21 protein-coding genes are annotated in these 17,347 nt (G+C 44.3%); 9 read left to right on the top strand and 12 right to left on the bottom strand.

From position 1 onward, the window contains the following. Nucleotides 1–25: 25 nt before the first annotated feature. From FEF09_RS33790 to FEF09_RS26395, 4 genes are all read right to left on the bottom strand, one after another. A complete protein-coding gene (locus tag FEF09_RS33790; RefSeq protein ID WP_261387800.1) occupies nucleotides 26–214 on the bottom strand; it encodes a carboxypeptidase-like regulatory domain-containing protein in 189 nt (62 codons plus the stop codon). A 269-nt stretch (nucleotides 215–483) separates the two neighbouring features. Then, complete coding sequence (locus FEF09_RS35020) at nucleotides 484–600, bottom strand: hypothetical protein (RefSeq protein ID WP_409994887.1); 117 nt, start codon at nucleotides 598–600, stop codon at nucleotides 484–486. 38 nt (nucleotides 601–638) lie between these two features. Further along, nucleotides 639–1,433: a FecR family protein gene (locus FEF09_RS26400; protein ID WP_146307882.1), complete on the bottom strand. Its 795-nt coding sequence runs from the start codon at nucleotides 1,431–1,433 to the stop codon at nucleotides 639–641. 57 nt (nucleotides 1,434–1,490) lie between these two features. Continuing rightward, nucleotides 1,491–2,087: an RNA polymerase sigma-70 factor gene (locus FEF09_RS26395; RefSeq protein ID WP_146307881.1), complete on the bottom strand. Its 597-nt coding sequence runs from the start codon at nucleotides 2,085–2,087 to the stop codon at nucleotides 1,491–1,493. A 300-nt stretch (nucleotides 2,088–2,387) separates the two neighbouring features. On the opposite strand from FEF09_RS26395, the gene FEF09_RS26390 reads away from it, so the two are divergent. After that, entirely contained in the window at nucleotides 2,388–2,828 is a 441-nt protein-coding gene (locus FEF09_RS26390; protein WP_222597165.1) for a DinB family protein, read from the top strand. Nucleotides 2,829–3,008: 180 nt separating this feature from the next. Here FEF09_RS26390 and FEF09_RS26385 read toward each other — a convergent pair whose 3' ends face one another. From FEF09_RS26385 to FEF09_RS26375, 4 genes are all read right to left on the bottom strand, one after another. After that, the gene (locus FEF09_RS26385; RefSeq protein WP_146307880.1) at nucleotides 3,009–4,670 is read right to left on the bottom strand and encodes a hypothetical protein; all 1,662 of its coding nucleotides are present in this window, start codon (nucleotides 4,668–4,670) and stop codon (nucleotides 3,009–3,011) included. A 65-nt stretch (nucleotides 4,671–4,735) separates the two neighbouring features. Beyond that, entirely contained in the window at nucleotides 4,736–4,906 is a 171-nt protein-coding gene (locus tag FEF09_RS31040; protein ID WP_186774546.1) for a hypothetical protein, read from the bottom strand. 55 nt (nucleotides 4,907–4,961) lie between these two features. Next, a complete protein-coding gene (locus FEF09_RS26380; RefSeq protein ID WP_146307879.1) occupies nucleotides 4,962–5,513 on the bottom strand; it encodes a DNA-3-methyladenine glycosylase I in 552 nt (183 codons plus the stop codon). Nucleotides 5,514–5,707: 194 nt separating this feature from the next. After that, nucleotides 5,708–6,373, bottom strand: coding sequence for an FAD-binding oxidoreductase (locus FEF09_RS26375; protein ID WP_146307878.1), 666 nt, complete (start codon nucleotides 6,371–6,373; stop codon nucleotides 5,708–5,710). Between the two features lie 70 nt (nucleotides 6,374–6,443). Here FEF09_RS26375 and FEF09_RS26370 point away from each other — a divergent pair, with 70 nt between their 5' ends. Then, entirely contained in the window at nucleotides 6,444–6,647 is a 204-nt protein-coding gene (locus tag FEF09_RS26370; protein ID WP_146307877.1) for a DUF3606 domain-containing protein, read from the top strand. A 38-nt stretch (nucleotides 6,648–6,685) separates the two neighbouring features. Here the strand turns inward: FEF09_RS26370 and FEF09_RS26365 are convergent, their stop codons facing one another. Continuing rightward, nucleotides 6,686–7,048 carry a winged helix-turn-helix transcriptional regulator gene (locus FEF09_RS26365; protein WP_146307876.1) on the bottom strand — a complete coding sequence of 121 codons (363 nt, stop codon included), beginning with the start codon at nucleotides 7,046–7,048 and terminating at the stop codon, nucleotides 6,686–6,688. A 92-nt stretch (nucleotides 7,049–7,140) separates the two neighbouring features. On the opposite strand from FEF09_RS26365, the gene FEF09_RS26360 reads away from it, so the two are divergent. Further along, nucleotides 7,141–7,902: an MBL fold metallo-hydrolase gene (locus FEF09_RS26360; protein WP_146307875.1), complete on the top strand. Its 762-nt coding sequence runs from the start codon at nucleotides 7,141–7,143 to the stop codon at nucleotides 7,900–7,902. Nucleotides 7,903–7,968: 66 nt separating this feature from the next. Beyond that, nucleotides 7,969–8,616, top strand: coding sequence for a penicillin-binding transpeptidase domain-containing protein (locus tag FEF09_RS26355; RefSeq protein WP_261387790.1), 648 nt, complete (start codon nucleotides 7,969–7,971; stop codon nucleotides 8,614–8,616). A 122-nt stretch (nucleotides 8,617–8,738) separates the two neighbouring features. Here the strand turns inward: FEF09_RS26355 and FEF09_RS26350 are convergent, their stop codons facing one another. Genes FEF09_RS26350 through FEF09_RS26340 form a run of 3 tightly spaced genes read right to left on the bottom strand, consistent with a single transcriptional unit; the run spans nucleotide 8,739 to nucleotide 11,078 of the window. Further along, on the bottom strand, nucleotides 8,739–9,320 hold the full coding sequence (locus FEF09_RS26350) for a sensor histidine kinase (protein WP_315898193.1): 582 nt from the start codon (nucleotides 9,318–9,320) through the stop codon (nucleotides 8,739–8,741). A gap of 12 nt (nucleotides 9,321–9,332) precedes the next feature. Beyond that, on the bottom strand, nucleotides 9,333–10,070 hold the full coding sequence (locus FEF09_RS26345; protein WP_146307874.1) for a hypothetical protein: 738 nt from the start codon (nucleotides 10,068–10,070) through the stop codon (nucleotides 9,333–9,335). A 45-nt stretch (nucleotides 10,071–10,115) separates the two neighbouring features. Next, complete coding sequence (locus FEF09_RS26340) at nucleotides 10,116–11,078, bottom strand: tetratricopeptide repeat protein (protein WP_146307873.1); 963 nt, start codon at nucleotides 11,076–11,078, stop codon at nucleotides 10,116–10,118. Nucleotides 11,079–11,341: 263 nt separating this feature from the next. Here FEF09_RS26340 and FEF09_RS26335 point away from each other — a divergent pair, with 263 nt between their 5' ends. The 5 genes from FEF09_RS26335 to FEF09_RS26315 all read left to right on the top strand — a co-directional run bounded on the left by FEF09_RS26335 (nucleotide 11,342) and on the right by FEF09_RS26315 (nucleotide 16,329). Beyond that, on the top strand, nucleotides 11,342–12,070 hold the full coding sequence (locus FEF09_RS26335; protein WP_146307872.1) for a hypothetical protein: 729 nt from the start codon (nucleotides 11,342–11,344) through the stop codon (nucleotides 12,068–12,070). 557 nt (nucleotides 12,071–12,627) lie between these two features. Beyond that, a complete protein-coding gene (locus FEF09_RS26330; RefSeq protein ID WP_261387789.1) occupies nucleotides 12,628–13,956 on the top strand; it encodes a right-handed parallel beta-helix repeat-containing protein in 1,329 nt (442 codons plus the stop codon). Between the two features lie 357 nt (nucleotides 13,957–14,313). Continuing rightward, complete coding sequence (locus FEF09_RS26325; RefSeq protein WP_146307871.1) at nucleotides 14,314–14,751, top strand: caspase family protein; 438 nt, start codon at nucleotides 14,314–14,316, stop codon at nucleotides 14,749–14,751. Then, nucleotides 14,697–15,380 (top strand): hypothetical protein, encoded by a 684-nt coding sequence (locus FEF09_RS26320; protein WP_146307870.1) that lies wholly within the window; start codon nucleotides 14,697–14,699, stop codon nucleotides 15,378–15,380. The genes FEF09_RS26325 and FEF09_RS26320 overlap by 55 nt, the downstream gene beginning before the upstream one ends. A 619-nt stretch (nucleotides 15,381–15,999) precedes the next feature. Next, nucleotides 16,000–16,329: a hypothetical protein gene (locus FEF09_RS26315; RefSeq protein ID WP_146307869.1), complete on the top strand. Its 330-nt coding sequence runs from the start codon at nucleotides 16,000–16,002 to the stop codon at nucleotides 16,327–16,329. Nucleotides 16,330–17,347 lie beyond the last annotated feature (1,018 nt).

Raw genomic sequence — 17,347 nt, 5'->3', positions numbered from 1 at the left:
ATCAGGTTGTCACCCTGGTTTACGCTCAGCTGGTTTTGATCTGTGTGGCAAAACCTACGAAGGCTGCTTTTACGGTGTAGGGTTTACCGAGGGGTAACTGGATGAAAGAGTATTTACCCTCTTTATTGGTGATGGAGACAGACTGGAAGCCTGTTGATTCGTTGCGAACGGTAACAGAAACGCCGGAGAGTCCCTTTCCGTCTTTACCGGTTATCTTACCGGAGATGGAAGCGTCTGTGGACTGCGCATAACTGTCGTTGGCATTAGTCAGGACAAAAGAAAAAGAAGTGAGCTGGCAATAAAGGTTGTGTGAATGACAAAATTCTTTATCATTCTTTGTAGAAAAAGATGCATCTTGTGATGTTTTAATTAATTTTTAGTTACTCAGTTAATTAAATAATTAATGAAAGAGGTGCTTCATTACCTCTGGCATAGGAGCAAGGGTGCGTCAACACTCTTGCTTTTTTATTGTACCCTTTTAGTTCATTGATCGGTGGTTTTAGGTTGTATAATCAGGTGTTGTTTATTAACGATGGTATAGCTAAAGCCTGTTTTTGCTGATAAGGTTCTCAATATGTCATCAAGGGAAGCATGTTCCAGATCTACTGTATAAACAGAAGTGTCATTCTCCGGATTATTCAGCTGTACAAAAGGTTAAACCGGTCCCCGAGTGCCTGTCCGATTTCCTGTAAGGAGAGTGATCGTGTTACGTGCGCTGCTTTCCGTGTTGGTATGGTTGCTAATGTTCTCGTTTCTATTTTATAGTTGGCTGTGTTTTTATTCATGGTCAGACACTGGTCAGTGGTCATTTCTGCCGCCAGTATTTTTGTACCGGATGCATCATCCCGCTCTACCCGGATCTTACCACTCATTACTTCCACTTTAAAGTCCGGCTGATTGCTATAGGCGCTTATATTAAAAGAGGTGCCGAGTACTTTGATGCGGAGTCCTTTTGCATGTACGGTAAAGGGGAGGAGGGCATGTTTTCTCACATCGAAGAAGGCTTCTCCTTCTTCCAGTTTCACATTACGTTCATCTCCATGGGTGAATGCGCTTAAATAGGTGATACGGGAATTTGCCTTCAGGGTAACGGTACTACTATCAGGCAGCACAATCGTACTGGTTTCTCCTGTATGTGTACTGACACTTACCCAGCTGGTATCCTGCTGTGCAACCGGCTTTCTGAAATAATGAACAAGGAATACGGTATTGACGATCACAGCTACAACAGCTGCCGCGATCTTCAGTACGAGAAATGTCCGCTGCCTTTTACGGGAGATGGTAGCTGTGATACGATCGTAGATCTCATTACCGATCTGTTGTTGTCGTTCGGTACTGCCGAATGCATCAAAAGGCTGCGCATCATTGGTACTGTCATACCACGCATTCGCCTGTTGGTCCTGATTGTCTGAAGAATTATTTATATCACCCATATAATAACTCAACCCAGCAAAAAAGGGAAAGTACCGCCGCCCAATGTTAACTGCAGGTTACGGTTTTGTTAACAGGATAATGAGCACACCAAGAATGTTGGCTGGTTCTGCGTAGAAGGATTGTGTTTTCTTTCTCAGTCTGTCGAGTGCCTGAGAGATATTGTTTTTAATAGTTTGTTCAGAAAGGGAGAGCTCTGTTGCTATTTCACGGATAGACTTGTTTTCATGACGGCTTAATACAAAAGCCTTTCGCATGGTATCTGACATGCTGGCTATTTCATCATTAATGACGGCTTCCAGTTCTTTGGCATCCAGACTGGAATCAGGCGCGTATTGTACCTGCTCATGCTGAAACTGTGCGTCCCGGCTCATACTGGCCATGTTCTTTTTGTAGAAGCTGATGGTTCTGTTACGGACAGCCCTGTTGAGATAAGGGGCGAGGGTATTTTCTATAAGGATCTCTTTACGGGAAGTCCACAGATTCACAAATATGTTCTGTACGATGTCTTTTGCAGCATCTTCATCACCTATCCTGCGGTAACACATAGTGTATAATTCCGCCCAATAACGGTCGTATAAGACGCTGAAGGCGAGTTCATCGCCTTTCTTTAACGCAGTTAGCAATAGTTTGTCTGTATCCTGAACAACATTCATAATGACGTTCAAATATAGAGTTTGGTAAAAGCATATTATATTAAATTAAGGTTAAGGCCCGTTGGTCTGAAAGACAGGCGACAGAAAAGACTGATGGCTGCCTGCTACCTTTGTGTTGTCGGAGGAACCTAACTGGTTCAGACAGCTGCAGAGAGAAAATTAGCGTAAACAAATATCCGCCTCCGGGCTTTTTATATGAGAGACTTTATCTGGACGGTAAAGTCTCTTTTCTATGTAATTAATCGAAATATTTATGTTGATCAATTTATCATATATCTTTGCTCAGGAAAACATACCACCATGAGCACACAAGCTGAAAATATCGCAATAGCGCAGACTGAACAGATCATCGGACAGCTGCTGCATACCTGGGAGTCTCAGAATAAGAGAGTTACAGGATTCTTTGCCAAATATGCCGATGAAGATTATATGGAAGAAGTAGCGCCTGGAAGAAGCAGGGCTATTTATCTGTTGGGGCATCTGACAGCTACTAACGACGGACTGTTACCACTGTTCGGACTGGGAGAAAGGCTGTATCCTCAACTGGAAACGCTGTTCAGCAGAAATCCTGACAGAACATTTGATGATATCCCGTCTATGGCTGAATTGAGAACATACTGGGAGAATGTAAATGCTACCCTGACAGCGCATTTCAGTAAGATGACCGCGCAGGACTGGTTATCAAGACACATGAGTGTATCGGAAGAAGACTTTGCAAAGAGCCAAACCGTAATAAGCTGAATGTACTGGTAAGTCGTACCGTACATGCCGGTTATCATATGGGACAGCTGATCTTCCTGAAGAAGAGAGAAATGCTTAATATTTTTTTATACCGGTGATGCCTTGCATCACCGGTATGCTTAAAAGTGTTAGTTCCGACAGTCAGCAGCTACAGTCTGCAATGGTCTGCCTTACGTCATGCTACCCAATGCTGATCACTATTTCCAGTTCGCCGGCATTACTATAGAAAGGAATTGCTTCCAGTCCGGGAACATAGTTAAACACCCTTTTTCCCGTCATAGGGAGTAGATTTAAGGGCTTATCAGCCTTTACCCGCACTTTCAGATCCATTCTGGATATCTCCGCTAATTCCGGCTTTATAATGCGAAATTCCTCTGTCGCCGGAGAAATCAGAGGTATAATGATACGGACACCCTGCTGCTCAGGAGCATTGTGTTTAAAGCGTAGCGTGATTTTGTCTTTGGAAAAGCGCCAGGTAGTCGTACATGCGATATCGCCTGAAGCGGGCCCTTGTTGATCTTTATCTACCAATGAAGCACTGGTAAGCACCGTGACTTCGCCATCTTTATCATCAATAGCCATTCTGGCGCCAAAGTCCTGAATGTTCATGTAAATCTTTCCTTCTTCTTCCAAAGCGATACGCGGGGTCAGACAGATGGATAACGGGTCGGTATCCTGTTGCATATTACCTGCCTCATATAACTGGTATTCATTCATACTGGCTGCCAGTATGATACCCGCCTTTTCATGCCATAACATAGACAGTGCACCACCGGAAGCATGGCCTCCTTTAAAATCTTTATAATCACGGTCGTATGCTGTTACCGTTCCCCTGAACTTGCCTACAGCAATCAGTCCTGTCTGTATGTCCTCAAAGTACTTACTGCCATAAGCCTGTTCCCGTGGTAGGGTCACTTTGGCAAAGGTTCTGGGTGGCGTTGGAATACCATGATCCAGTATTGTGGCCAGAGCCTTGATATGACAGAACGTATGATGGAGGCTGACAGGTGCTTTATGAGAGAAATAATGCGGACCACCATGTAAGAGACCATCGTGGGTGCAGGTCTGTAGGAGTTGGGTATTGACAAGGGCTGCTTTGTAGAATTCCGGTACGCTGTCGGCCATTAGTGCATAGGCCGGCTGACAACCATCAGAGGTCCTGCTGCCCCAATAAGTCCATTTGTAGTTCCGGGTACCCCAGCTATTATCCCAGCCACCATCTGGCAGCATAAAGGCAAGGTGTGCGGACAATAGTTCCCGGACAGACTGTAAAACAGCTTCGTCATTGGTGAGTTTAGCATACAATACGAGGGAGGGTAGAGATTCCTCCACGTTGTATCCCAGGTCAACGGAAAGACAGCCCTTCGGGCTTTTACTGTAATAAGGACCGCCTTCGCCTGATAATAGTTTGTCCTTAGGTGTGATAAAAGACATGGCTTTATGAGCCAGTTCCTTTCCTTTTTCCCTGAATCGCTTTTCACCCAGTAGTTCACCGAGCAGGGACAGACAGTAAGTCGCTGTGATGGGATAGTTGATATTGCCGTAATCGATCGTGAAGTTATTATAGATAAAGTCGCCGCTTTTCTTTAAACGGGCAGTCATCTCCTGTTTCAAGGGAGCGTCAAGTAATGCGCCATGATGTTTAAGCGCTTCGGCGAGTGCAATTGCGGAGAAGACCGTGGTTCCTTTCCACGCACCCTTTTTGGGTTCGTTTAACCATGAGCCGTCTTCCTGACTTACAGTACGTTCCATCCAGCGGTAGAGTAATACTGCTGCATCTGTATACCGATGGTCGTTTGTGCTGGCCGCAAGGTGCAGGAAGGGATAAATACAATCTCCCATTCTGCCATGTATAATGTTTTCCTGCGGATAGATCAGTGTTCCGTAATTGGGATCGTCTTTGTCTGTTATCTGCAGACAGAGTAAGCGTTGTCCCCAGATACCGACCAGTTCCTGACAAAGCGTCTGTAGTTCGGGTTGTGCAGAGGAGGAAGCGGTAGTCCCTGTGTGGTATACAAAGCACCGAGTAGTCCCGCTGCGCTTTGTTTGATGAAATGTCTTCTGGAAGCGTTGTTCATAGTTGTAAGATGGAATCCTTCCGACAAAGTATGAAATCTTCGTTATAAGTCCGGCTTATTGTTTTACGGCCCAGAGTGGTTTGGCTTTTACTACCTTTTTGTAGATCTCACAGGTGCTGTTGTGTGCACCGGGTAGCATACCAATACTCATCAGAAACTCGTTCACGATTTCACCGCCAGTGAACCTGAATGTTTTCTTAAACAGTTTTACCCATTCTTCTTTGGTTTTTGGATGATGTGCTTCCAGCCATTTCTCAAAGGAACCATGCTCTTTTTGTAATTGCAGGATTGTTTTGGCGTTTTCAATAGCAGCATTGATCTTCAGCCGGTTCCTGATTATATTGGGATCTGCCATTAATCTTTCGCGGTCAGCTTCGGTATAGGCAGCTACTTTTTTGATATTGAAATTGTTATAGGCTTTCCTGAAACCGGCTTCTTTCCGCAGGATGGTTTCCCAGCTGAGACCTGCCTGATTGATTTCCATGATCAGGCGGCAGAACAGTTCATTATCATCATGGATAGGGAAGCCGTAATGCTGATCATGATAAGCCTTGTGAATAGCTTTCTTTTCTGCTGACATGAATTCGATAGCGCTGCAATATGACATATCTGTGTTGTGTTAGTTATCCTCCGGAGAGGAGGCGTCCAAGGTACTTATTTATTCCTTGCAAAATTCAGTATCGTACTGCTTTTATATGTATCCATATTGGTAAATCCTGTATCCGTCCCGGAAAAAGGAATTGCCATCGTCCTGTGATCAGATACACAAGATGATGGCAACTATAATCAGATAAAAGAGGTCTATTTTTCAAATACCAGTGCATCCGTTTGGGCTCCCAGTTGCTCCAGTGTAGCGGTTAGTTCCAGCACCATTGGATCAGGACCGCATATGTAGAAATGTTTACTAAAGTCGTCAATTTCAGCTTTCAGAAAGTCGCTGTCTACACGCCGTTGATCATGCCGGCTATCCTGCTGCCGCGTGACTGTAAAGTGGGCATTATCTCCCAATATGGTTTTTAGTTCTTCCGCCAGAATAATGTCTTCATCTGTTTTGTTAGAGAAAAAGAGTTTATTATCTCTGGCTTTTCCTTCTGTATGCAATTGCCGGAAGATCGCTATAAAGGGCGTGATACCAGCACCACCCGCGATGAAATAACCGGGACCTTTGTATTCGATCGCCCCCCACGATTCCCGCAGGATCAGTTCATCTCCGGGATTCAGCAGACTAAGCTGATGAGTGACACCCTGATGCTCAGGGTAGATCTTGATAGTAAATTCCAGATAAGGAGCATCTGTCAGAGCGGTAAAAGTGAAAGGATTGCGTTTATCTTTCCAGCCTTCTATATTGATAGATAGCTCTGTTGCCTGACCGGGTGTGAAAGTGTAGTCTGCCGGCTTTTCCAGTCTGAATCTCCTTACGTCATGGGTAACGTAGTCTGCGGATAGTATTTTAACGATAGCTTCCATAAAGATGAATTTTATTGGACGATCACAACCCGTGGCATGTTTTATGCTCTTAGCAATGTAAACAAATAATATGGAAAAACATGAGTTTCAGGGAGATGGTGGAAGGACTAACGAGCACCAACAGACTTTTGTAATTGCAGATCTGGCGGAAGAACTGGGTGTATCCCCGCAGGAAATATTGTCTGCCGTTGAGATAGTAGGAGATGACCCGGTGAGAGTAAGAGAGTTTGTACGCCGTAACCACACGGAAATAGATGACACCAATGAGGTCTAGGAGTCACCTTGCAACTGTATAATGTATGTTCCCGGCGACTAACGCAATGTCACTTTACGCCGGGACTTCAACATATCTACCTTTTCAGCAGCATGTTCGTTGGCCCATGATTCCAGAGCTGCCAGCGCCGGACCTAATGCTTTACCTTTTTCTGAAATGCGGTACCAGACTTCAGGTGGAAAGCCGTTCTTTTCATCCCGTATGATTAATTCATCCTGTTCCATCTGCCGCAATTGTTCCAGCAGCACTTTCTTCGCCACTTTGGGAATAGCCCGCCACAACTCTGTAAACCTGATCTCTTCCTGATGGAAGAGATAAAAGAGAATCACCGGTTTCCACTTACCAGACAATACACCCAGAGCCACATTCAGACCGCAATATTTAAATTCGTTATAGTTCATGGTTACAGAAATGTAAACAGGTTACTTAAAAGTTACCTTCATCAGATTACGGAGCAGTTCCTTCATCTTCGTGCTGTCAAAATTAAACGAATATGATGAAAGTACAATTACTGAGAAATGCTTCACTGGTGCTGACTGTCCGGGAGAAAACGATCCTCGTGGATCCGTACCTGGCACCTAAAGGAACGTATAATGCATTTGACTTTACCGGCAATGATCGCCGTAATCCACTGGTAGACCTTCCGCTGAGCGAACAGCAGCTGGCTGACCTCATTACACATACTGACGCTGTTTTATTGACCCATATCCATTCCGATCATTGGGATGATAAAGCCCGGGAGTTACTATCTGAAAACATACCGGTACTGTGTCAGCCCGTTAATGAAGCTTCTATCAGGGAACAGGGTTTTAAGAACGTCACGCCAGTCGCAGATGAACTGATATGGGAGGGTATAAAGATCGGTCGTACGGGTGGCCGGCATGGTACCGGACAGATAGGTGAGCGAATGGGTATTGTATCCGGGTATGTGATCAGTGATGGTGCAGAGGTTATTTACATCGCGGGAGATACGATCTGGTGTGAAGAAGTGCAGCAGGCGCTGGATAAGTACAAGCCGGCAAAGATCATTGTCAACGGTGGCGGCGCCCGTTTTATAGAGGGAGATGCTATCGTGATGGATGTTCCGGATATATTACAGGTATGTAACCACGCACCTGCTGCGAGTGTATGGGTAGTACATCTGGAGGCAGTGAATCACGGTAAGCAATCCCGTGAGGAAATCCGGAAAGCCTTGCAGGAGCATCGGTTGTCAGACCGCTGCTTTGTGCCTGAAGATGGAGGCATCCTTTTCTGAGCATAATAAAAGTTTTGTTATACGGGAAATATTTCAAAAATTGGGTGGCGTAAATCACACCCGTTTATGAAATACTTTCCCGTTTTTGTTTTCTGTTTGTTCATCTTCCGCGGCGTTTATGGTCAGACAGACCTGCAGCAGCCTTTCCTTGATTGTAAAGTGAAGGGCAGTATTACTCTTTATGATTATAACAAGCAGCGATGGCTGTTCAGCGACAGTGCTGATGCATTGCATACCACGCAGCCTGCTTCAACCTTTAAAGTGATTAATCTCCTGATTGCACTGGAAACCGGTGTTATCAAAAATGAGAACGAAGTCGTAAAATGGGTGGGTGCAACGGATACCGTTTTATATGGCTACCGTCCGGATATCTATCATGATATGACTGTAAAAGAGGCTTTTCAGGTATCTGCGGGATGGGTTTTTATTGAACTGGCGAAGAAGATAGGGCGTAAGCGTTATCGTACTTATCTGGAACGATGTCACTATGGCAATGGTGACCTTTCCGAAAAAGGGGCTGACTTCTGGAACTTTGGTAATTTCGGAGTGTCACCACGTAATCAGGTGGAATTGCTGGTAAAGGTGTTTGAGAATAAACTGCCTTTTTCTCAGCGGAACATAGATATATTAAAACGGGTGATGGTGACAGAAGACACTGATGGCCACGTGATACGTTCAAAAACCGGCTGGACAAGGGTAGGTGGTTATGAGTGAACTTAACCCTGAATTTGGCGCCTGCCGGAAGAGGATCACGCTGGAGGTATTGCGCCAGCTTGGTTATTGATGGTAGCAGGTATAATCGCCTTTATCAGAGGCAATTATACCTGCGCATGTATTTATGCTGTTGTAGTGGTGGCGGTATTGGCGGTAACACTGTGCAGCGGATGACTTATTTCAAAGGAAATCGTAATTGACGCACCTCCGTTATTCTTCAGTAAAAGCGCTCCTTCTATGTCGTTTGCCAGTCCGCGGATGAGTTTTAATCCCAGTCCGCGTACATTCCCCTGCAGGATCTCCTGTGGGATACCTACACCATTATCCGTAATTGTCAGTTGAGCACGTTCATTGTTGGTAAGCAATGAAATGCTGATACTATTGCCGGTCTGTGGTACAGGGAAGGCATATTTGATAGCATTGGTCACGGCTTCATTGACGATCAGCCCTAAAGGGATTGCCTGAGATACGTCCAGTTCTACGTCATGTACCTGCACATTGAAGAGGACATTGTTTTTAACATTGTAGCTGAGTCGCAGGTACTGCACGAGTTCAGGCAGATAGACGCCCATATTGACAGATGATACGTTTTCATCATGGTACAGCTTCTGGTGGATCAGGGACATGGCATAGATCCTGTTCTGGCTCTCCTGTATGGCCAGTAATGCCTCGTTCTGAAGGTAGGCAGATTGTGATTCCAGCAGGCTGACGATCGTCTAAAGATTGTTTTTGACACGATGGTGTACCTCACGTAGCAGCCATTCTTTTTCATCTACGAGTTGTTGCAATGCCACATTTCTGGCCAGTGCATCCTGACTGGCATTCCGTTTAATACGGTATTGGTTGTAAAGTAGTCCGACGATGATCAGTAAGAGTGCTACACCGCCAAGCGTGATCTTACTCACCATTGATGAACGGGACAGTTTCGCTTTCTGTAGTTGTGTGTCTTGCTTCAGAATACGGATATCCTGATCTTTTTTCTGTGTTTCATATCTTATGATCATGCCGTCCATTGCTTTACGTTGGGAAATACTGAATACAGAATCCCGGTAATACATGTACTGACGCATGTATTTTAGTGCCGACAGGTAGTTGCCGCTGGAAGAGTCGATCCGGTATAACATGTTGTAGGTATTGGCCAGTTCAGGTGCTGACATTTTGCCGATAGGGTGTTCCAGCGTAAGAGAGGCGTACTTACGGGCAAGTTCAAAGTTGCCTGTTTCGAGATAAAATCTGGCTACCGCATTATAAGATCCGATTGTTTCTGCATAGACGAATTGTGGGGGAAAGTTTTTTACGATATCCAGAAATAACAGATATTGCTTCAATGCTTTTTGATGGTCGCCGGACTCCTCATAGGCACCAGCAAGCTGAATGCTCAGCATCATTTTGTTGTACATCGTTTCCGGAGGGTGGAGACGATTGAATTTGTCTATTAACCTGATCGCTTCCAATGGTTTTTTTTCCGGCGAAACAAAGCCACTTTGGAGAGAAAGCTTTTATACCATAATATCTGCGTTTCTTTTGTCAGTGGGAATACTTAGTGCACGATCATTCCAGAGATGAGACATTGCTATTTCATCAGCATTGTTATACATCTGTGACAGTCGCATGCAGATAACAGTTGAAAAGACAGTATCTTTTGTCGCCTCCATTGCCTGTACGGCCAGATCTGCATATCTGACACCTTGTATGGCGTCACCTCTCAGGCCATGCATATAGGAGATATTAGTATAGGAGTATTGATGATGAAGAAAGCCGATCTTTTTTTCCAGTGCCAGTGCATCCATCATCTCTTGTTCTACTACGGAAGGGTTTGTGCGGAAGTGTTCCAGTATTGTATGATGCATAATGTTATACTCCAGCATGCCCCATTTATTTTCCCTTGCTATTTTTAATGCTTCCTGAAAATCGGTTTCCTTCCGGGGCGTGCCTACCGGTAGTCCATTGGCCTGATATATAAGCGCGCGTACCAATGCCCGTTTGTCACCTGATTTTCTGCAGAGTGATACTGCCTGACTGAAATAAGGCTGACTCTTTGCAATATCGCCGAGGTCAGCATAGAGCGCTCCCAGCAGCCAGTAACTCTGTAGCAGCCAGAAGTTATCACCTTTTGACTGGCTATCCTGCAGGAGTTGCTGCATAAATTTACCAGCCTCCTCAAGGTCAGACGGCTCACTACCTGGCCTGTGCAGATAGTAATTGCCGAGTTCTGCCAATAATTGCAATCTGGCGTTACCTTTCATGGTATGTACAAGGCTTGCGGCTTCAGCTATCCTGCCTGCGTCTATCAGCTGTTGGCCGGGATAGTCTCCACCTTTTTTATATCCCTCATTATAGGGCATTAATCTGCTGACGTTATAAGTGGCCGTTGCGAAAAGGCTGGCACTGTCTCTGTCCAGTTGTCCCTGAGACACGCCGTAAAGGTAATTGCCTGTGGACTGTATCAATAACCTTTGCATCTCCTCGTTATAGGAAGGGGGGAACTGGTTATGCAAATTTGGGCGTTCAATACAGTGCATGGCAATATTAATAGCCAGCAGAAAAATATGTGTCGGTACATGGCGGGATTTTGGTTTGTGAAGGCAAAATACAAAATGGCCCAGAGTTTCGCAGAAATAGCTGATTATGATAAATAGAAGAGTCCGATAAGGGCAAATGAAAGTTGGGGTGTCTTAGTCTAAACCATGTTTTTCACTATTAACAACACAACACACGCCAACAAATGAACACAAAGGCTTTATTTTCACTGTTTTCCCTCGCGGTATTATGCTTCGCATGCTCCAAAGACAAACAAACGAACCCCTTCGGAGACGATGTAAAGGAATCTTACAAATCTGGTACGACCCTCGAAATACAGGATCTGGCCCTTTATACCAAAACGGGTATCGTATATGATGCGGAGACCATTAAACAGTTTCTTGACATTCATCTTCCTGATGAGCAGTCTTCTTTAAGAAAGTATTTTTACTGGAATCAGACTTCCGCTACTGATCATCATATTGCCATTGCCGTAGATTTTCTGGCTGACAACAAGGTGCGTTTCAATACGAAGCTGACGCAGATCATCAGCAAAACAGATACGAGTATGGTGCTGGAAGAAATAGATGCGACGGATGTACCAAAAGCAGGAACTGCACCCTGTGATGTGGCGCATGACAAAGTAGCGAAGATCACACCGCTGAGTAACTGTCCGGGTGGTGCCTGTACGACATACCGTAAGACCTATCCGATTATGATCAAAGGTGGAAAGTATTATCTGCCTACATTATACTTTATGGCGATCAATACGCACATAGAATATGTATTTGGTATGCCGGCAACAATCACTTGTTTTAAATTATCGCAGGATTATCCAATGTTGAATTTTGTAAATCCTGCATTGTCTGAAGCAATGACTGCAAATGATACGATACTGGTGCAGAGTGCACAAATTGCACTGGAGAAGAAATAAAACGTGCTGTCATACTTTAAAGCTGCTGTGTAATAATACCGGCAGCTTTTTTATTTGTCATTTATGCGAACGATGTTAGAGTGCCGCTTGCTGTTATGTTATACTATTCATTTCAGTTATAGTGAATATTGACAGACGTTTCTATTGTAATTAGCTGTCATGGCCTGATTGAAGAGAGTGTCCAATATATTTATCTGATACTTGTATGAGGGTAAGATGAGATGTCAGCGTATATGAGTTAGCGGACGCATGAGAAAATTTTTTTCCACATTCCGGAAGAAAATTCCGGCACATGGAATGGACAAGTCCGTTGGAAACTACATATCTGGTTGATTTTCAGATATTCGCCACGGTGGCGGCATTCCGGCATTTTTTTAGTGTACATGGTACACGTACACGTACTGACCAATAGAATAATCATATGACCTAAATGTTTCTTTAACATAAATGCTTTAGTTAATTCATATCCTAGTTAATAATTTTTTTATTAGAGAATCACCTTGCGTTTTCTATATTTGCGACGCGAGAAAATTTTAACCATATTTTTAAACTACATCATGAAGAAGAACCGCACCTACGTGGCGCAGGCATTGCTCTGTGCGTCTATCCTTGCCTTGTCTACAAGCTGTAAAAAAGAAGAAGCCATTCAGGAAAAATTAAATGCAGACAGTGAGCTGGCTGTTACAGCAACGGCTACAGGAAGAGAATTTACATTGCTTCCGGATGCTACCGGCCGACTGGCAATTGACAATTCTGCCGGTACTTACAAAGCAGGAGACATCATTAATCTTAAAGGGACAATCAAAGTACTGCAGATCTCTAACATGAGTGGAAGTGCATCAGCGCCGATAACAGTACGTAATCTTGCAGGTAACACCGTAACGATCGGTAATCCTGCGTGGAATGGTGGTGCATACGGTGTGGCGTGTGTATTCTGGAATTGTCATTATATCCGTTTCGGCGGACAATCGGGTCAGTCCTCCGTTATTATCAGTGGTTCTACTGCAGCTGCAAAAGCGTCTTATTATGATCTGCAGCTTGGCAACAAGACAGATAACATCGAAGTATCTAATCTGACTATCCAGAACGGTGGTAATGGTATTGTGGCAAAAACGGATCCGGTGAAAGGAGATGCAAGCACGGCTTATCCTAATACAACTATGATGAATCTGAAGATCCATGATGTGTTGATTAAGAATACCACCAATGAGGCGATGTATATTGGTCATACAGCTACTTACTGGGATCTGACAGCGAATGCACCTTATTACGGTTCTACTTCTGCTATGACTTCCGGTCATCAGTATGTACAACCTGTGATCTGGCGTAATGTGAAGATCTACAATAATACCTGTAAGGATATAGGTCTGGATGGTATTCAGACAGCTGCGATCGATCAACTGGAGGTATACAATAATGAGGTAACCAACTGGGCATTGCAGAAAGATGGTTCTCATAATGGTGGTATTCTGATTGGTGGCCGTACAACGAATACCAATGTACATGACAACTGGGTACATGATGGCTGGGGTGAAATGCTGCAATTCTATGGTTCCGGTGAGAATGGTGCTACGCATATCATCAACAATAACCTGTTTGCTAAAAATCAGGGGGAAGGTTTGAGTATCCGGGGTACTGCGAATGCGGTAGTAAGAATAACCAACAATACGATCGCATGGACAAAAGGTAACAGCCTTCGTCTGAACGGCAGTACTGGTATGAGGACAGCGCAGATCATTAATAACAATGCGTTCATCAGACCTATTAACGGTGTTACCACGATTACGGTAAGAAACTATATTTATGCTGAAGTGGGTGCTATTTTTACAGAAGGTACAGGCACGCTGGCGAATAGAAGTTCCCGACTGTACAATCAGCAAAAGTAGATGCTGCTAATTACTATATTCCGCTGGCAGGTTCTCAGATGGGAAATGCCGGTTATAGAAAAAATAATTACCAGACCTGAAGTTTTAAAAGCCCGTGGAATGTGAAATTCCACGGGCTTTTCTGTTATGTGAGGCGCGGCAAAATAATGCTGTTAACAAGTTGTTAACGAAGAGTTCGGTATTTGTTTTAAATTGGTACTACGATTTGAACCTCAAAAGATTAAGTGCCTTTTTAGAGAATGAGCACGCGCTACAGCGGGACGTACGGATTATCAGACACTACTAGTCTCAAAATATCGGAGGACTTTCAAAATTACCACGGCTACATTACAATCTGACCCCTATAAATGAAAAAAGATGCCCCAGAAAAATCTCTACGCAGTTCTGATTGGGATCAATCATTACGAAGCTGTCAATAGACTGAACGGTTGCGTAAAAGATATCCTCAATATAGATGCTATACTACGGAAGATATGTGTTTCTCAGATAGCGTCTTCTATTACTTATCATCCGCTTTATTTACTGTCACCCAGAGACGGAGATACTTCCATTCAGGACTATCAGCAGGAGCATGGTCTTTCGTTTGATTACCATGCACCTGATTTTGTGAATGTCACCCAAAAGGCTTTCGATCACCTTGGGAATGCCAGCGACGAAGACATCTGCCTTTTTTACTTCAGCGGTCATGGTTCCACCATGCAGATGCCACCCGGATTCCGTCCGGATAAGGGCAATCCCCAATGGGAGACGATTGTCTGTTCGGACAGCCGGAAGCCGGGTGTCCGGATGTGGTAGATAAGGAGCTGGCCTATCTGCTGTACAAGACCTTGCATCAAAAGTCGAAAGTGCATTGTCTGCTTGTGATGGATTGCTGTCATAGCGCTGATAATACGAGGAGTCTGGCTCCCCGTGAAGCGCAGATTCAAAACCGTCAGGTGGAGTCTTCCGGACTGAAATTAGCATTGTCCGATTATCTGGGCTATAACGAGGGTTTTTATGAGATCGAAGACGGCCGTTTAAAGATAAAGCCGGCCAGATATGTACATATGGCCGCCTGTCGGGATGATGAGGAGGCCCGCGATACATGGATGGCGGACTATTCTCCTGTAAACTGCAGGAATTGTTTATGGAGTGGTGCTACGGTATTAAGCTACAGGAATCTGGAGCGGAGCCTTGCTGCTACCGTGGCTATCGCCAATAGTATGCAGCACCCTGTTACGTATGCCAGTACTGATGAGGACCTTGACTTACCGTTTATCAGTGGCGAGCCGGTTAAATTCAAGCCGACCTTTGAAGTGCGTTTTAATGCTGCCAAAGACCGCTGGGAAATGATAGCCGGACGGCTGCAGGGTATTGCGCCTTCGCAATCGCCGACTTACAGGACGATGGTGGAAATTGAAGGCACCGATATAAAGCGGAGGTGACAGAAACCAGCGCCTTGAGATCGGTATTGTCTGGTGAAATGCTGAGTAAGTTAGACGTGAAAAGTAACCAGTATAAGGCATACGTTACCGAGTTGGCTACAAAGCGGATCATTGTAGGTATATCGCCTGCCTTGAGGAAAAATGAGTCTGCATTGGATAGATTGACAAAAGAAGATCGAAATCCCTATCACTATTTACAGCTTGATATAGCGGAGGCATCTGTGACAGACTATCTGGTTGGCTTTTTTAGTAAAGGCGGTTTGGAGTATTACTATCTGACTTCGGCTTATAATGATATCCCGCTATTTAAACCAGAGACATCTCCGAAGTATTTCTGACTAATGTAAATTTAGTAGGAAAGTGGTGTACTGTGAAGCAGTTGGAAACCGGAATACAAGGTTTAAAGCAGATGATTTCGTGTTTTACTTTAGAGAAGATAGAAGGTGAGGAGATTACGGAAGATAATATAGAAGGCATTAGGGGAGAAAAATTGAAGTAGCTCCGGAATCACAATGACTTTTCCTACAAGAACGACTTCCTCCCCATTCAGTTTTCGATAAAATCAATCCTAATTCAAATCTCAGTAAATGTTACGTAAAGGCCATCTACCTCGATAGTTTTGTTTGGGATTAACACCGGATATATTGATGCATCGGAAAATACTCTGGTTGAAGACGGCGCTGAAATACAGCTGAAGGTGAAAGATGGAAATCATCGTTTGTTTAATCTTATAGAGCTTTTTATAGACGATGGATATTATAAATTTAATGTTACAGAAATTACCGACTATATAAAGATTGTTGTAAGTACGCAGCCAGATATTGATCTCAGGAATTTTGATCAGCCGCCTCTTAGTATTGATGAATTAGACGAAGAAGAGCGGAGGTCTCCATTTAGTAACAAGTCCAAACGCAGATTGGGCGGTGTTTTAATTTCAAGCTTCGGGTAATTGGGCCTAATAAAGAACTGGAATTGTCGCCTCAGGAACCTTTCGGTGTGTTTTCCATCAAGCTCCTGAAGGGGCAGGCTGCTGCAACCCTTGTCACACAAAAAGAGATGGTCACCGCCCGTTCAATAATGCTGTTACTCCCGATATCTATCCTCCTGCGACAATATGGGGAAATGCCTTAAGTGACGCGTCTCCTTTTCCATATGTTGGAACTGCAGAGCTGGCCGACCGGGTATAGCGCTTGAAATAGGACCTCGAAATGGGAGAGACTTTCCTGTATTACGCGAAGGAGAAGAACTGGTCATTATACCTAATAAGCAGCAGTCCGAAAGCCGTTCCATAGAAGCGTATGACGAAATTGTTGTTCCTTATGCGTATGACAAGAAAGGGGATTATATGTTCCGGTAGGGTATACTGATGAGGATGGGGAACATCCGGGTGAATCACTTCCCTGCACCAACAGCCGGCACGTTGGTAGCGCCTTCCATTACATCAAGAAGTTTTGTTCGGTTCTATAAAACTGTATTTTAAGAAGTTGCTGCTGCCGGCGAACGGAGACATTGACCTTGCATTATTTTGAAGATAATGCATGGCATACGACGGCAAATCCGGGGCAGATAAAAGAAAGCTCAAAGTATTATCTGAGACTGACAGGCTGCCGTTATCATACATGGTATTTTTGGAGATACCGCTCTATTACGGAAAGTATGAAAATGGATACACGTATGGAAACCATATCCGTTAATGCTCAGTTTTGATTACGAGAATTTATAGCCTATTCAGATATTGCCGGAAGTTAAGTAAAGAATTGAAAGTAGTTGGTTTCGGCGAAGACCTGTTACCCAAAATCTCTATTGTGGCCCATAGCATGGGCGACTGGTGTCCCGTATGTTTATAGCAAACAGAGGGGCCGCCCTCGTTGATCGGTTGATCATGGCAGTACGCCTAATGGAGGATCTGAATGGGGGAAGGCAGGACCGCTATTGTAGATTCTGCGGGTATGCTGCTTATGCATGCG

It is taken from the genome of Chitinophaga pinensis (assembly GCF_007896845.1).
Classification (GTDB): Bacteria; Bacteroidota; Bacteroidia; order Chitinophagales; family Chitinophagaceae; genus Chitinophaga; species Chitinophaga pinensis_C.
This window is presented reverse-complemented; position numbering and strand designations above follow the sequence as displayed.

Coding starts and splice junctions, on each gene's coding strand:
- FEF09_RS26400 (WP_146307882.1), bottom strand. CDS start 1,433: ATGGGTGATATAAATAATTCTTCAGACAATCAGGACCAACAGGCGAAT.
- FEF09_RS26395 (WP_146307881.1), bottom strand. CDS start 2,087: ATGAATGTTGTTCAGGATACAGACAAACTATTGCTAACTGCGTTAAAG.
- FEF09_RS26390 (WP_222597165.1), top strand. CDS start 2,388: ATGAGCACACAAGCTGAAAATATCGCAATAGCGCAGACTGAACAGATC.
- FEF09_RS26385 (WP_146307880.1), bottom strand. CDS start 4,670: ATGGGAGATTGTATTTATCCCTTCCTGCACCTTGCGGCCAGCACAAAC.
- FEF09_RS31040 (WP_186774546.1), bottom strand. CDS start 4,906: ATGAACAACGCTTCCAGAAGACATTTCATCAAACAAAGCGCAGCGGGA.
- FEF09_RS26380 (WP_146307879.1), bottom strand. CDS start 5,513: ATGTCATATTGCAGCGCTATCGAATTCATGTCAGCAGAAAAGAAAGCT.
- FEF09_RS26375 (WP_146307878.1), bottom strand. CDS start 6,373: ATGGAAGCTATCGTTAAAATACTATCCGCAGACTACGTTACCCATGAC.
- FEF09_RS26370 (WP_146307877.1), top strand. CDS start 6,444: ATGGAAAAACATGAGTTTCAGGGAGATGGTGGAAGGACTAACGAGCAC.
- FEF09_RS26365 (WP_146307876.1), bottom strand. CDS start 7,048: ATGAACTATAACGAATTTAAATATTGCGGTCTGAATGTGGCTCTGGGT.
- FEF09_RS26360 (WP_146307875.1), top strand. CDS start 7,141: ATGATGAAAGTACAATTACTGAGAAATGCTTCACTGGTGCTGACTGTC.
- FEF09_RS26355 (WP_261387790.1), top strand. CDS start 7,969: ATGAAATACTTTCCCGTTTTTGTTTTCTGTTTGTTCATCTTCCGCGGC.
- FEF09_RS26340 (WP_146307873.1), bottom strand. CDS start 11,078: ATGCAAAGGTTATTGATACAGTCCACAGGCAATTACCTTTACGGCGTG.
- FEF09_RS26335 (WP_146307872.1), top strand. CDS start 11,342: ATGAACACAAAGGCTTTATTTTCACTGTTTTCCCTCGCGGTATTATGC.
- FEF09_RS26330 (WP_261387789.1), top strand. CDS start 12,628: ATGAAGAAGAACCGCACCTACGTGGCGCAGGCATTGCTCTGTGCGTCT.
- FEF09_RS26325 (WP_146307871.1), top strand. CDS start 14,314: ATGCCCCAGAAAAATCTCTACGCAGTTCTGATTGGGATCAATCATTAC.
- FEF09_RS26320 (WP_146307870.1), top strand. CDS start 14,697: ATGGGAGACGATTGTCTGTTCGGACAGCCGGAAGCCGGGTGTCCGGAT.